Genomic DNA, 14,687 nt, shown 5'->3' on the forward strand with positions numbered 1-14,687 from the left:
CATGCCCATGCGCATGTGATTCTGAGTGGCTGTAGCCGCGTCGAAAGTCTCGACTGAATAGTTCAGCGTTCTGTTTATTCATCCGACGATGTACTATTAGGATGTGGAGACTCTGACGCACGGGCAAGTTCTGGCCCGCTTCGGTCACGCCCTGTCCGACCCGGTCCGCGCCCGACTCCTGCTCGCGCTGCGCGAGGGGCCCGGCTACCCGGCGGACCTCGCCGACCTGCTGGGCACGAGCCGGCAGAACCTGTCCAACCACCTGGCGTGCCTGCGGGGCTGCGGCCTCGTCGTCGCAGTGCCAGAGGGCCGGCGTAGCCGCTACGAACTGGCTGACGCGCGACTCACGCATGCACTCGGAGACCTCCTCGGCCTGGTCCTGGCCGTCGATCCGGCTGCCTGCCCGGCCGCCGAGTCCGAGGGGTGCTGCTGATGAACGCACACCTTCCCCTGGTGTCAGTTGGCCCGTCACCGGCCCGACGGTCGGTCCTGATCCGGCGGGTGCGCCTGTTCGTCGCCGCGACGATCACCTACAACGTCGTCGAGGCGATCGTCGCGATCACCGCGGGCAGGATGGCCTCTTCGACCGCGCTGATCGGGTTCGGGCTCGACTCCGTCATCGAGGTGGCCTCGGCCGCCGCCGTCGCCTGGCAGTTCTCCGGACCCGACCACGAACGCCGGGAACGCGCCGCGCTGCGCGTCATCGCGCTGTCGTTCTTCGCCCTCGCCGCGTACGTGTCCGTAGAGTCGGTGCGCGCGCTTGTCGGCGCGGACCGCGCGGAGCATTCCACGATCGGTCTGGTCCTGGCTGCGGTGTCCCTGGCGGTGATGCCGGTCCTGTCGGCCGCGCAACGTCGTGTCGGACGCGAACTGGGGTCGGCCTCGGCTGTCGCGGACTCCAAGCAGACCCTGCTGTGCACCTACCTGTCGGCGGTGCTGCTGGTCGGGCTGGCGGTCAACTCGCTGTTCGGCTGGTGGTGGGCCGACCCCGCTGCGGCGTTGGTCATCGCCGCGGTCGCGGTGAAGGAAGGCCGCGAAGCCTGGCGCGGCGACACCTGCTGCGCGCCCGGTGCCGCTCTGCGCTCCCCCGCCACGGGCGGCGATGCCAGCGGGTGCGACGACGGGTTCTGCGCCACCGACAACCGCTGAGCGGACCTACGGACGCGGGAGGCTCCTTCGCCCACCGCCGCACCTGCCGTGCGATGGGCCCTGACGCAGCGGACGGGCTAGACCAGCGTGATCCAGTACTCCCAGAAGCGGTTCAGGATCGCGAGCAGGATGACGGCGTACCAGGCGGTAAGGATGAGGCTGTGGTAGCTGGCAGCAGCGTCGGCGACCCGCTGCAGAAACCCGGGAAGCGCGGCACCGTGATCGCGCAGGGTGCGCAGCGTGACGTACACAAAGATCGGTATGGTGACGGCCCAAACGAGCATGCAGTACGGGCACAGCGCGCCGATGACGTAGAGGCTCTGGTAGATCAACCAGTGCACGAAGACGACGCCGAACGTGGTGCCGGCCTGTAGTCCCAGCCAGAACCAGCCGGGCAGTCGCACGCCGGCCAGCAGGACGACGCCGACAGTGGTGACCACGGCGAAACCTGCGATGCCGATCAAAGGGTTCGGAATGCCGAACGCCTCGGCCTGGGACGTGGTCATGACCGAGCCGCAGGACAGAATCGGATTGATGCTGCAACTCGGCACGTAGTCGGGATCGGCGAGCAGATTGATCTTCTCGACAATGAGGATTACGGCGGCGAGCAACCCGACAACGCCACCGACGGTGCAGATCCAGGCGGTGGTCCGGGACAGGAAACCCTTCCCGGACGAGGACAGGTCGGCGGCCGGATCGACGGTGGTGGCGCTCATTCGGCCAGTGCCGCGTCGATCGCGGCGACGAGGTCGTCCTGGCCACGCAGGTCGGTCAGCTTCTGGCCATTGAGGAAGAATGTCGGGGTGCCCTGCACACCAGCCGCCATGCCGTCGGCCTTGTCCTTGGCAACCCGCGCGGCAGTGGCGGGATCGTCGAGATCGCGCTGGAAGCGCGGCATGTCCAGGCCGAGGGCACGGGCGTAGCCGAGGAACACCTCCGTCTGCGCCTGCTCCTTGTGACCCCAGCTGGTCTGATTCTCGAACAACTGGTTGTACATGGCGGAGAAGCGGCCCTGGTTCGCGGCGGCTTGAGCGGTGCGGGCGGCCAGATCGGCGTTCGGGTGGCTGGGGATCGGGAAGTACCTGACCACGAAGGTGATGCGGTCCTGATAGGTGGCCAGGACATGCTTGACCGCCGGGTATGCGGCGGCGCAGGACTCACACTCGAAGTCGAGGAACTCCACCAGAGTCACCTTGCCATCCGCGGCGGTGGACAGCCGATGACTGTCCTCGTGCACGAGCACCGTCGATTCGATCGCGCCAGCGTCGCTGGTCGCAGCAGGCGGCTGGTCGGGACGGTTGACAGCCAGCAGACCGCCGACCACGAGCACCATCACCGCGATCAACGCCAAGGTCAAGCGAGTGTTTTTCGTCATTCTCTGTCCTCGTCCGCCGGCTGAACATGTGATGGGCCCGCCCGCCTATTTGCGGTGGAGTCCGATCCGGACGATACAGAGACGGCTGTACCGAGATGCTGTCAGTTTCCTGAGACTGGCGCGCGGCAAGCCGTCCGTCTAGCGATCAGGGTCGTCGCGGCCGGCAGCACCGCACCCCAGGGCCACTGCGTGTTCGGTGGATGGCCGCTTGAGCTCGTCCCTCAGCCCAAGTTAGGCCACCCGTGCCGAAGGACGAAAGGTGGGCCGCGAGCGGCATGTTCGCGTTCGGGATGGCATGTTCGCTTGGCCGTTTCGCTCTGGACCGGGCATACCGCGCTTGGCCGCTTCGCTGTCGACCCGGTCGGCACGATGACCCAGCAGGCACGACGAAGCCCGGTGCCCGTCGAGGTATAGCCGACACCGGACAGTCGATCGTTGTGGTCTCGCTGTTAACCGCGTCGGCTCCGCCTGCGCCAGAAGACCAGGCCTGCGACGGCCGCCGCGATGGCGGCCAGGATGGTCCAGTCGCCCGCAGCGGTTGCCTCCGGCAAAACCGGCACCGAGTTCGACTCATGCTCGCCGCTCGCGGGCGCTGTGCTCATGCCGATACGGTACCGCGGTAGACGAGGGGCTGTGTGGGACGCGCCTTGCGCCCCACTACCACGACCCAGCGAGCAGCGGGCCGCCCACGTCGGCCGTGGCAAGGTCTTGCGTTCTGAGATTTGTGCTGGTGATGGCGGTGATGAGGTCGTGGGGGCGCTTATGCCGACAAGGCTGTCAAGCAGCGGGCGGCGGTTGACGAGTCCGTTCTCAAGCTCCCAATGCAAGCCGCACATACCGCAAAGCCCGTTACCGATGAGTTCGGCAACGGGCTTCTGACCTGCAAAAACTGAGAGTGGGCGATGCTGGTATCGAACCAGCGACCTCTTCGGTGTGAAACAGGACGTCGCACCCGCACTGACCGGCACGATCGTGGAACCGCAGGTAGGGGTGGGTGTAGTTGAGGGCCGTTCGGCGTCGTTGGGTGCAGTTCAAGGCCGTTCAGGCGCCCAGCTCGTGGCTAGTGCTCAACGCCGGCTGCGCCGATGACCGGGTCGGGCTGTTCGTGACAGCGCTCCAGCACCGGCCGCGCCCACTGGCTCACTCTCTGGCCCTTAGTCGCCGGGAAGGATCACCCGCGTACGGTGGGGCAGCGATGTCAGCACCCGACGCTGGCCGGTGACCGGATTGACGGCGACCAGCTCACCCGCACCCACTGCCAAGTCTTGCAGGATGACCTCGGTACCGGCGAGACCTAGGAAAGTCTCAGCCCTGCCACCCCGGAGCACCACGAGGTCGATCCGGCCGGCCGATCGACCGGAGCGCAAATCGACCCCTACCAACGTCATTGGGGGCACCGTCGGCTTCCTCGCCGGCTTGCCTGACGGGAGTTCCTCCTGCGGGGTTACCAAAGCCCACGCCGTCGGCGGATCGCCGCCACCGCGTACGAGTGGGGCGAACGCGTTGCGGATATCTCCGGGGCCGACCTGATGGGTCGTGGCCAGCGACACCGAGCGGGCACTACCGCCGTTGACGTCCTGAATCGCGATGGTGAGCTGGCGGCGCGGTCGCGCGTTCAAACCGACCTTGACCTCTGCGGTGACGAGCTCACGCCCATCGAGGAATGCCAGCGTACGGCGACCTGGCGTCCCGCGTAACGCCAGTAGGCGCACCTCCCCGCCGGGCAGGGTGATCGCTGAGTACGCCTCATCAGCACCGGAGGGTTGCCCCAGCAGCAACGATTGCCCGTCGGTCGACCACTGACGCAACTCGTACCCCGGCGGGACAGCCCGTTCCGTGGTCCCGGTCAGGTCACGGATCCACCATTGCTCGTCTCGGCGCTGGGCGAACCACCGCCCGTCCGGCGATAGTGCCTGACTGGCCCCCACGATGCCTGCCAGCCCGACGCTGAATTGTTCACCGGAAGCGGTCACCAGGTACATCGGCCACCGGGGCAACGCGCCGCTCATGTCGAGGGCATCGGGGTCGTTGATCTGATAGAGCAGGGCTCCCCGTCCCACGGCCCGATCGTTGGGCAGGGCAGTCGGGGTGGCCGGCGGCAGCAACCGGTCGGGCAGTCCGGCGAGGAGTTCCCGGGCTGTTACCGGGGCGGCGACCTTGGCCAGTGCTGGTGACCGGGTAGCGCTGGTTCGCCAGACCGTCACCCCGGCGGCCCCGCCGGTCAGCACCCCGACCAGAGCGGCCGCCAACCACTTCCGTAGTCGGCGCCGTCCCGGCGGCGTAACGGGTACCGGTCCCGGTGCCGTGGATTCCATAATGGTGTCTCCGATCCGGGCGACCTGCCCGCGCACAGCAGAGCGGAAGATCCACTGGACCGTCAACGGCCGGTCAGGCCCCGGTTCACGATCGGGGCGCAATCGTGATCTTCAGAAGGGTCCCGGTCCTCCGTGAACACCTTGCGCAGCCGGGCGGCGATCGCCGTCGGGTCCTGCAAGCAGCCGATGTGATCGCCCTGGGGACATCGTCGGCGCGACACCGAGGGCGTCGGCAGTGCCCGGAGCTGCCTTCGCAGAGCTCACCGCCAGACCCGCGATGGACCACCGCCGCAGACCCCTTGAACCCCAGCGCGCATACGGGGAACCCGGCATCGCCCCGGATCGAGGTAACCCTGCCCCTGGGCACGTAACTCACTGAACCGCTCCACAAGGTCAGGGACACCCGAGCGCTCAGGCGAAACGAACGTCCCAGACGTCGGGGACGAAGCGCTCCACGAGATGTCCACCCTGCCTCCTCCTCAACGGCTCCCTGCGGCTGCGGCTCACGCATGCAGGTGCGGGACGCCGTAACGATTCTGATCAGCCTCGCGAAGTCGCGAAGCCGTGAGTGGGTGGTGCGAGGCAGTCTTTGCAACCACTTACGATGACGCCATGACGGACGCCGTGCTCGGCTTCGGTTACAAACTTCAGTGGCTCGCTATGCGCGACCGGGGTGCCGACGCCGTCGCTGCCGCACTGAACCTCAGCCGTTGCACTCCCGCCACCTGGCGCGATGCGGTCGCCGCGGCCTATGACGACCACGGCAACTGGCTTCTTACACCGCCGCTCGACCGGTGGACGCTCGCCGCTTCGACAGACGTTCCCGCACCCGAAGACGACCGATTCGCCGCTTGGCTGGCGGCGCTGAGCCGTGTACTGGGTGAGGTGCAGTACTTCGGGACCCATCGTGTCGTCGACTATCACGGGTGGGGGCGTGCCAGAGGCGGCGTTGTGGAACGAGCATTCGCCTATCTCGGCGAACGCGGCGAGGTGCTGTTCGACGTAGGCGAGCGCACGATCGAAGAGCACACGCTCGGGGTTGGCGCCGCCTACGACGAGGACGAACCGTGGGACGACGATGACGAGACTTCGCCCTGGCCGGACGAGGAAACCGTGCTCACGCTCGCAGGTCACTGGAGCATCGACCCGCGGAAGCTAGAGAGCGCCCTCGTCCCCGGGCACCCGTGGATCGCATCGACCCAATCGAGATAGTCGGAGAGCGCCGGAACCCAACCCCGGACAACCCCTTCGTCCCGAAGGAATGATTGGCCGTCGTTGAGCGGTGCAAGCAGGCCGGGCGAACTGTGGCGGCGCGAACGTGATGTGGGGCGACGCCGACATGCTCTAGTCGCTCATCCGGCCTGACGACACCCTGCCCGACGGTTCGACCGAGCTATTTTCACCTGGCAGTGCTGCTGGCCGCCGTCAGCGGCAGATGGGTGTGGTACGTCCCAGCCCGGCGGTGAGCGTAAGGGCGGCTGTGATGACCGCTCGGTCTGCGTGGGAGGTAGCGATGATTGAGTGGCTTGACCATGTCTGGTCTCGAACACGCAGCGTGCAGATCGTCGAGGGCGGTGAGGATGCCGGTCCCCTGTGCGGTCGTGCAGTTCTGGCCGAGCTGCCAGACGCTGTGTCTGTCGAGGCGGCGCGCGAGTTAACCACGACAGGTCGCTTCACCGGTGACATCTGCCGTTGTCACGGTGGGCCGACGATCGTGCTCCGCGACGCAACGGGCGACGTGCTCGCTAGCGCAGGTCTTCACGGCCACGGCTCGGTCAGCTGGGAGCGATCGCGGTTCCTTAACGACCTCGTCGTGGCGGATCCCGCGGCGCTGCACGTGTTTCTGGCCGGACACGGAGTGCCGAATCAGTTGACCTCTTTCCTGGCACCGTTGGCTGACCTGCTGAACCTGCGCGAGGGTCGTCCGCAGTTCCGGCCCGCCGGTAAGAAAGGCGAGCGGTATCTAACCGAGCGTGGGGTTCCGGACGTGCTGCATTCTGTGTTGGTCGCTGCCACCGGCCAGCAGTGTGGCGAGCTGTCCGATGCGCACGTCGACGACGTCCGTCGAAGGCTCACCGCCGCCATGCCCTCACCCACCGCCAGGGCGGCGACCCTGCTGTCCTGGCTTGGCCGGCTTCCCATCCCCGCCGAGGCCCTGTGGGGTGAAGGCGTCCTGGTACGGCAGCTACTCGCCGACCTCAGCCTGCCCGACGTCGCGGCCGCGGCTGCTGAAACCCGCACCGGACACATTGCGACAGGGGTGATCAACCTGATCATGCACTCCGGCGACGACGGCACACTGGCCACGGCCATCGGCCCGACGCTGCGTCAACTGTTCCCACCAGCACGTGCGGCCGACGCCCTCCGATAGTCGTCGAACGTTCGGACGGCGCGCCGCTCGTTGACGTAGATCGCGCAGCCGTCATCGCCCGCGCATGTCGCCGCCATGGAACGCTCGGCCCGCCGCGTCCATTGACAGAGCGTTGCGGCCGGTAGGCCGCGGACCCGTGCACGGGTTTCTCGGGCACGGTCGCGGGACCTAGGCTGTCGTCGCCGATCTGGCTGGGGCACTTGGGGTTGCGGTGAGTTTTGACCTGTACGTCTGGCACGAGGACCAACCGGTTACTGCCGCCGAGGCGCGAGCAAAGCTGGAGCGCTGGGGCGACGGCGTACCGGAAATGTTCGTCCCGCATCCCGCCGTGGGACGGTTCTATGACGCACTGCTCGATCGCTTCCCACCGCTGGAGAGTCTCGGCGATGATGACGTCGACCGGCTCGGAGTGTGGAGCATGACGCCCGAGCGTTCCGACGCGATTCTGACCGTCTCGTGTGTCTGGTCGCGGGCGGGCGAGGTCGGTGCCGCCGTCCTGACGCTCGCCGCCGAGCACGGCCTGATCTGTTACGAACCGGGCTACCACGTCGTCAACCCGAACGCGCCGGGCCACGCAGCGCTCTTTACGCTCTCGTCGGAGAGCTTGCCGACGATGCCCGACCCCGACGCGCGGCGACTGGAATGGATCATCGGCCAAGTCGGCAAGGACAACGGCTACGTGATTCTCGAACGCGCCGACGGATGGTTCGTCCAGGTTGGCTACGGCGACGCTGCCGGAGTACCCGCCGGGACATACGCACTGGAGTATCAGGAAGGTTCTATCGACCGACACTTCCGGTGCCAGACCACCGACCGCGAAGCAGCCCTGCGGCTCTTGCAGGAGTTCCGGGCCGGCGACGAGAGGTGGAAACGCCGCCACCTGTGGGGACCATTCTGACCAGTCCCCCAACTGCCCATCCCGGCGTGACGAGTGTCCGGACGCGTACGCACGGCAGAGTCCCACCGCACTGAGGCCCGCTCGGCGGCATCGCGGTGCGCCTCGAGTACGAGCCTGGAAGGCGCGCACTTTTCTCGGCATGTGCGGACGCCGCCCTACCGCCTTCGCAGGGCGCCGACGCTGACGCCTTCGGGTCCGCCGAAGGCGCCAACATAGAGGACGAGCTGGCCACCGCGTTGCGGGTGGGATCGGAGCCCTTCCAACGATGGGTTGGTCTACCCGGCCGGGGACCGACTCGTGTGGCTGTTGCCACTGCTGGAGCGCACCCCGAGCGACGTCAGTGCGGAGCTGTCTGACGTGCCTGTCACCGACACACCGCTTCCCGCCCTCGTGCGGTTCGCGCTCACTGCATGGGGAAGCTACTGGCCGACACTGGCACTCGATTGGTTGGACGCCGGCTGGCCCACCCGGGATCTGCGCGACGTACTGGCCGACATGAAGGACTCGCGCAGACTCTCCCAGCCCTTCGGGACCGAGCACTTCGCCTCTGGCACGCCTCGGCACCTGCCTGACGGCCTGACAAGCCCGAGTCTCGGAGCCTCCTCGACCAACGCCGGACCTACACCGCGCCGCATTGGCGCTGAGCACCATGGCTGGGGTCAGACCCCCTGGTCGAGTTGCGGTGATTTTGCGGTCAACCGCGCGGCGCTCGGTCCGTAGGAGCGTCGAGACGCCGAGCTGCACGGCTCGGCGGCGCGGGGATGGTGCCGTCAGCACGAGTCGTGGCCGCCGCAGTCGCAGCCTTGGATTTGCGGCGGTGGAGCGTGAGAGTCATGACCAGCACGACCAGCGCTCCGACGATCAGCCCGAGGATCGCGCTGGCCACCGTGTTGACGAGCCAGCCGACGAGCCCGCCGAGAACACCCGTGGCGTCGTGGGCGGCGACCTCCACGTGATGCACGGCCTCGTACAGGAAGTGCAGGTTCAGCTCGTTCGTGCCTAGCAGCAGGATGTGCCCGCCCACCCACAGCATCGCCGCGGTGCCGACTACCGTCAGCACGGTGAGGACCGCCGGCATCGCCTTCACCAGACCGCGGCCGAACGTGGCGACGGCGCCGGAACGTTGCGACAGGCGCAGCCCGGCGTCGTCCATTTTTACGATCAGGGCCACCACGCCGTACACCAGGACGGTTATGACGACGGCGACGACAGCCAGGATCGCCAGGCGGGACCAGAACGCCTCATCGATCACCTCGTTGAGGCTGATGACCATGATCTCCGCCGAGAGGATCAGGTCGGTTCGTACCGCCCCGGACACCAGTGTCGTCTCGTCCTGCACCTTTTCCTCGCCCGCGCCGTGGGCATCATGATGCGCGACCTTGGCCCACACCTTCTCCGCGCCTTCGTAACAGAGGTAGGCGCCGCCGAGCATGAGGATCGGAGTGAGCAGCCAAGGCACGAACTGACTGAGCAGCAGCACCGCCGGCAGGATGATGAGGAACTTGTTGCGCAGCGACCCCACGGCAATGCGCTTGATAATCGGCAACTCGCGCTCGGCCGCCAGGCTCCGCACGTACTGCGGCGTGACGGCAGCATCGTCGACGACGACACCCGCAGCCTTGGCGCCGGCCTTCGCGGCGGCCGCCCCGATGTCATCGATCGACGCGGCAGCGGCCCGGGCCAGCACCGCCACGTCATCCAGCAGGGCTACGAGTCCACCGGCCAAGGGAGGGTCCTTCCAGGGTTGCGCAGAATTCGAACTGGACCATTCTCGCTCAGGTCCCTGCGCGCGGCACGCCACCGCCCGGTCGCATATCGGGCGAGCTCGAGGTGAGCGGCTATCGCGCTCGGCCGGCGACCCGCCACCACCGCGCCCGATGCCCAGGTGCGCAGGATCGGAGTGAACTGAGGCGGAAGCGCGACCGCACGAGACCGTGCGCGCACCAACGACGGCGGATCGCCGGACGCGGGGACGAGAGCGGCGCCGCGACGCCATGTACCTCGCGCGGCGGAGCCGGCGATCAGGGTACGCCGGGGAAATAGTTTCCCGCCGCCGGCTTATTCAGCACGATCGTCACCGCGTCACGCATCAGCCGATCGGACAACCGCAATCCACGCACCGGGCGCTGCGGGCGCCTCGGCTTGCCTCATGGCGCAGGACGACCACGACTCTTGGGCATGTAGCCCTGACCGACGAAGGGATCGGCCGCCCGGCTCGCCGCGGGTGAGCTCTTCACCGGCCGCCTGCGGGACGCCGTCGCGCCGTCGCCGAACGCCGGCTTGGCCACCGGCGCGTGCGCCACCGCACCGCGCGCGGCGACGGAAGCGGCACCGCCCACCGCCGCCCGTCATGTGGCGATGGCCGGGACAGACCAGGGGCGCAGGGACCTTCGAAGGTCCCTGCGCCCCATCGTGCGCGGTCTACCCGATCAGCTGTAGACCTCGAACTCGAACAGCGAGTAGCCCCAGACTGTGGCGCGGGTCGTGCCGTTGATCCGCACGTATCGGCCGGTGGCGGCCAGCGCGGTGTTGTCGTCCACGGCACCGTCGCCACCGGTGATCGTCCGGGCTGTGGTCCAGGTTGTTCCGTTGGCCGACGTCTGGATCTGGTACCCCGAGCCGTACGCCCCCTCCCAGGTCAACTTGACCCGATTGATGGGGTACGACTGACCGAGATCCACCTGGATCCACTGCGGGTCGGCGAAGGCACTCGCCCACCTGCTGGTCAGCGAACCGTCGACCGCGGCGGAGGCCGGGTAGGCGACCGCCTCGGTGCTCGACGCGGTAGCCGGCTTGTTCAACGCCAGGTTGCCCGAGGGCGGCTGTACGACGCCGCCGCCGTAGACCTCGAATTCGAACAGGGAGTATCCCCAGGCCGTGCCGCGGGCCGTACCGTTGATCCGCACGTAACGACCCGTGGCGGCCAGCGCGGTGTTGTCGTCCACCCCACCGTCGCCGCCGGTCACCGTCCGGACCGTGGTCCAGGTGGTCCCGTTGGCCGACGTCTGGATCTGGTACCCCGAGCCGTACGCCGCTTCCCAGGTCAGCTTGACCCGGTCGATGGAGGTCGACTGGCCGAGGTCCACCTGGATCCACTGCGGATCGCTGAAGGTGCTCGCCCACCTGGTGGTCAGCGAACCGTCGACCGCAGCCGAGGCCGGGAAGGTTCCGGACTCCGTGCTCGACGCCGTCACCGGCTTGTTCAACGCCAGGTTCCCCGACGGCGGTTGCGTGGTGCCGGAGGTGAACGTGAAGTCGTCGATGTCGAACAGGGATCCCGCGCCGCCGGTGAACACCAGGTACAGCTGGTGCGTTCCGGCCGGTGGGCTGATCGTCCCGGTGACGTCGGCCCACGTCTCCCAGCCACCGGTCGGGGCGACCTGCACCGTGCCGGCCACCGGGCCGGTCGGTGAGTCGACCCGCACGGTCAGCGTGCCACCGACGCCGGCCGAGGCGACCCGCGCCTTGATACCGGTGACGCCGGCCAGGTTGTACGGCGTGAAGGAAATCCAGTCGCCGTTCTCGATGTACCCGATGGCGTTGCCGCCGTGGGCGCTGGGCTTGGCGGCGAGCTGGACGCCGTTCATGGTGCCGAAGTGCTCGGCCTGCCGGGTCCGCGGTTGCAGCACGTGCTGGTCCTGGACCGCGACCCCGCTGACCGGGGTGTACACCGCGGCGAGCACCCCGAAGATGTTCGCGGACGCGTCGTGCTCACCGTCCACCGTGGTCTGGATCGACCCGGTGCAGCCGTTCTTGCTGGTGATCGGGTGACCATGACTGTCGTGGCCGAGGATGTAGTTGAGCTGGACCCGGTTGCAGTCGATGGTGCCGGCGTTCGGATCGGTGACCCTCACCTCGTAGGGCACCAGGTCGCCGAACTGGAACACCGATCCGTCGGCCGGTGTGATCAATTCGATGGATGGTCGGCCGACCCCGATGACGGTACTGGCCGTCGAGGTTCTGCCGCCGGGGTCCCGTACCGTCAGCGTCGCGGTGTACTCGCCGTTAGCCGGGTAGGTGAACGTCGGGTTGGCCGCCGTGGAGTCGGTGCTGCCGTTACTGGTGAAGTCCCAGGCGTACGTGATCGGGTCGCCGTCCGGATCGTTGCTGCCCGCCGAGCTGAACTGCACGGCTAGCGGCGCCGCGCCGGAGGACGGGGTAGCGCTGATCTGCGCGATCGGTGCCCGGTTGCCGCCGGTGTTGTACTCGATCCGGTAGAGGGCCGAGTTGGCGTCGCCGCCGAACCAGGTGGTGCCGTAGTCGAGCACGTAGAGGGCGCCGTCAGGCCCGAACTCCAAGTCCATGATCGCGGTTCCGGACCACGGGATCGGCTCGATCGCGCCGGCCGTGCCGTTGGCGTTCAAGGTGACCGCCTTGATCCAGCGACTGGTGAACTCCCCGAGGAAGACCTTCCCGTTGTACGACGCCGGGAACTTCACGTCGGAGGCCAGCGCCGGGTTGAAGTTGTAGACCGGACCGCCCATGGGCCCGCCCCCACCCAGCTCGGGCCGCCAGGGCCCCTGCCCGCCGTAGGGCAGCCAGGCCGCCTGCGACGGCGGCAGCGTGGTGATACCGGTGTTGTTCCGGGAGTTGTTCGTCGGCCCACCGGCGCAGTTGTACGGACCGGACGACGGCCCGCTGGGGAACGTGAACTCCTGGTAGGGGGTGTTGTAGTTGGAGCAGTACGGCCAGCCGTAGAAGCCCGGCTGGGTGATCCGCTCGAACGAGACGGTGCCCGCCGGCCCGCGCTGCGGGTCGGCAGAGCCGGCGTCGGGGCCGTAGTCACCGAGGTAGACGACCCCGGTTGCCTTGTCCACGCTCATCCGGAACGGGTTGCGGAAGCCCATGGCGTACACCTCGGGCCTGGTGTTCGCCGTTCCCGGGGCGAACATGTTGCCGGCTGGGATGGTGTAGCCGCCCGTCGCACCCGGCTTGATCCGCAGCACCTTGCCGCGCAGGTCGTTGCTGTTGGCCGAGGTGCGCTGCGCGTCGTAGGCGGGGTTGCGGTCGGCCCGCTCGTCAATCGGTGCGGACCCGGCCGAGTCGAACGGGTTGGTGTCGTCACCGGTGGACAGGTAAAGGTTGCCGGCGGCGTCGAAGTCGATGTCACCGCCGACGTGGCAGCACAGCCCACGGCTGGTCGGCACGTCGAGGATCGTCACCAGCGAGGCCGGGTCGATCGTGTTGTCGTCTCGCACGGTGAGCCGGGCCAGCTTGTTGGAGCCGTTGAACGGGGCGAACTGCGCCGCCGTGCCGGTGGACGGAGCGTCGCCGCCCGGCGTGCTGAGCGGCGGCGCGTAGTAGACGTACACCCAGCGGTTGCTGGCGAAGTTCGGGTCGGCCTTGATGCTCTGCAGACCCTCCTCGTCGTGGCTGTAGACCGGCAGCGTCAGGGCGACCTTGGTGTTGCCGTTGACGTCGGTGTAACGGATGACGCCGTTCCGCGAGGTGTGCAGCACACCCCGGTTGGGCAGCACGGTGAGGCCCATCGGCTCACCGGTCTCCGCCACGCCCTTGGCCAGGTTCACCTGGTTGAACGTGCCGACGGGGGCCTGCACCGAGCAGTTGCCGACGTTCTGCGCGGCGTACCTGATGCCGCCGAGCAGGTGGGTGCGGAAGTTGGCCTCGGTGTAGCTCTCCTGGGTATGGCCGAGGCCGGTGTACCAGGAGCGGCCGCCGTCGTAGGGCCGGCACCACGAGATCGGGTGGTCGCCGTTCATGGTGCCGCCGGTGTACGTGGCCTCATTGAGATTCGCGAGGACGTGCACCTGCGAGCGGGGGTTGGTGCGGTAGTTGTACCACTCGTCGGTGCGGTTCCAGTTCCCCGGGATGCCCGCGTTTGAAGGGTGGGCGGTGTCCTCGATGCGGACGGTGGCCGGCTGGATCGCGGGGTGGCTGGAGAAGTAGGCGCCGACGAGGTTGCCGTACCAGGGCCAGTCGTATTCGGTGTCGGAGGCGGCGTGCACGCCGACATAGCCGCCGCCGGCGCGGATGTAGCGCTCGAACGCGGCCTGCTGGGTCGAGTTGAGCACGTCGGCGGTCGTGGACAGCCAGATGACCGCTCTGAACCTGGCCAGGTTCGTGTCGGTGAACTGGGCAGCGTCCTCGGTCGCCTCGACCGTGAAGTTGCCCTGCGTGCCCAGTTGCTGGATCGCAGCGATCCCTGCGGGGATCGCGTCATGCCGGAACCCCGCAGTCTTGCTGAAGACCAGCACCGAGAAGTCGGCCGCGAATGCCGGGGCGACGTTGACGCCCATCCCGGCCAGCACAAGAGCGACGACTAGCAGCATTCTTCGAATCATGATCGGTTGGTTACCTCTCGTGAGGAAGTAGCCGAAACGTGCGCCGATCACGTCTCGAACGTGGCCGCGGTAGGCGGCCCCGCGGGTAGGTCCCGGGACGCGCACAGCGGTGTCGCGTCTGTCCCGGCGGTGAAGGGTCGTCGGCACGTCGCGACTCAGTGACGGTCGCGCGGCGCCGTGATGGGGATGGGGGTGGGGTCGGGTGGGGGTGGGTGGACGTGAGCGGCTGTTGACGGTGGCTGGTCAGGGGTGCAGCGCCGCCATCTTCTTTGACCTC

General features: G+C 67.9%; 11 protein-coding genes. 5 read left to right on the forward strand and 6 right to left on the reverse strand.

The genetic code is table 11. The features are described 5' to 3' along the window. Positions 1-103: 103 nt before the first annotated feature. Both ACQP0U_RS21775 and ACQP0U_RS21780 read left to right on the forward strand, forming a co-directional pair. The gene (locus tag ACQP0U_RS21775) at positions 104-433 is read left to right on the forward strand and encodes an ArsR/SmtB family transcription factor (RefSeq protein ID WP_433310034.1); all 330 of its coding nucleotides are present in this window, start codon (positions 104-106) and stop codon (positions 431-433) included. After that, entirely contained in the window at positions 433-1,149 is a 717-nt protein-coding gene (locus tag ACQP0U_RS21780) for a cation transporter (protein ID WP_433310037.1), read from the forward strand. Before ACQP0U_RS21775 ends, ACQP0U_RS21780 begins: the two co-directional genes overlap by 1 nt. A gap of 77 nt (positions 1,150-1,226) precedes the next feature. Here ACQP0U_RS21780 and ACQP0U_RS21785 read toward each other — a convergent pair whose 3' ends face one another. The 4 genes from ACQP0U_RS21785 to ACQP0U_RS21800 form a co-directional block, all read right to left on the reverse strand. Further along, positions 1,227-1,865 carry a vitamin K epoxide reductase family protein gene (locus ACQP0U_RS21785; RefSeq protein ID WP_433310040.1) on the reverse strand — a complete coding sequence of 213 codons (639 nt, stop codon included), beginning with the start codon at positions 1,863-1,865 and terminating at the stop codon, positions 1,227-1,229. Further along, the gene (locus ACQP0U_RS21790) at positions 1,862-2,524 is read right to left on the reverse strand and encodes a DsbA family protein (RefSeq protein WP_433310043.1); all 663 of its coding nucleotides are present in this window, start codon (positions 2,522-2,524) and stop codon (positions 1,862-1,864) included. The genes ACQP0U_RS21785 and ACQP0U_RS21790 overlap by 4 nt, the downstream gene beginning before the upstream one ends. 449 nt (positions 2,525-2,973) lie before the next feature. After that, positions 2,974-3,126 (reverse strand): MYXO-CTERM sorting domain-containing protein, encoded by a 153-nt coding sequence (locus ACQP0U_RS21795; RefSeq protein ID WP_433310046.1) that lies wholly within the window; start codon positions 3,124-3,126, stop codon positions 2,974-2,976. A gap of 552 nt (positions 3,127-3,678) precedes the next feature. Beyond that, the gene (locus ACQP0U_RS21800; RefSeq protein ID WP_433309956.1) at positions 3,679-4,584 is read right to left on the reverse strand and encodes a hypothetical protein; all 906 of its coding nucleotides are present in this window, start codon (positions 4,582-4,584) and stop codon (positions 3,679-3,681) included. An 867-nt stretch (positions 4,585-5,451) separates the two neighbouring features. Here ACQP0U_RS21800 and ACQP0U_RS21805 point away from each other — a divergent pair. The 3 genes from ACQP0U_RS21805 (at position 5,452) to ACQP0U_RS21815 (ending at position 8,108) form a co-directional block, all read left to right on the forward strand. Beyond that, on the forward strand, positions 5,452-6,051 hold the full coding sequence (locus ACQP0U_RS21805; protein WP_433310049.1) for a hypothetical protein: 600 nt from the start codon (positions 5,452-5,454) through the stop codon (positions 6,049-6,051). 301 nt (positions 6,052-6,352) lie between these two features. Continuing rightward, on the forward strand, positions 6,353-7,210 hold the full coding sequence (locus tag ACQP0U_RS21810; RefSeq protein ID WP_433310052.1) for a hypothetical protein: 858 nt from the start codon (positions 6,353-6,355) through the stop codon (positions 7,208-7,210). Positions 7,211-7,421: 211 nt separating this feature from the next. Then, the gene (locus ACQP0U_RS21815) at positions 7,422-8,108 is read left to right on the forward strand and encodes a hypothetical protein (RefSeq protein WP_433310054.1); all 687 of its coding nucleotides are present in this window, start codon (positions 7,422-7,424) and stop codon (positions 8,106-8,108) included. Between the two features lie 694 nt (positions 8,109-8,802). Here ACQP0U_RS21815 and ACQP0U_RS21820 read toward each other — a convergent pair. Next, complete coding sequence (locus ACQP0U_RS21820; protein ID WP_433310057.1) at positions 8,803-9,834, reverse strand: DUF808 domain-containing protein; 1,032 nt, start codon at positions 9,832-9,834, stop codon at positions 8,803-8,805. 703 nt (positions 9,835-10,537) lie between these two features. Further along, a complete protein-coding gene (locus tag ACQP0U_RS21825; protein ID WP_433310060.1) occupies positions 10,538-14,398 on the reverse strand; it encodes a ThuA domain-containing protein in 3,861 nt (1,286 codons plus the stop codon). Positions 14,399-14,687: the final 289 nt, after the last annotated feature.

The organism is Micromonospora sp. CA-269861 (genome assembly GCF_050948505.1).
In the GTDB taxonomy this organism is placed as follows: domain Bacteria; phylum Actinomycetota; class Actinomycetes; order Mycobacteriales; family Micromonosporaceae; genus Micromonospora.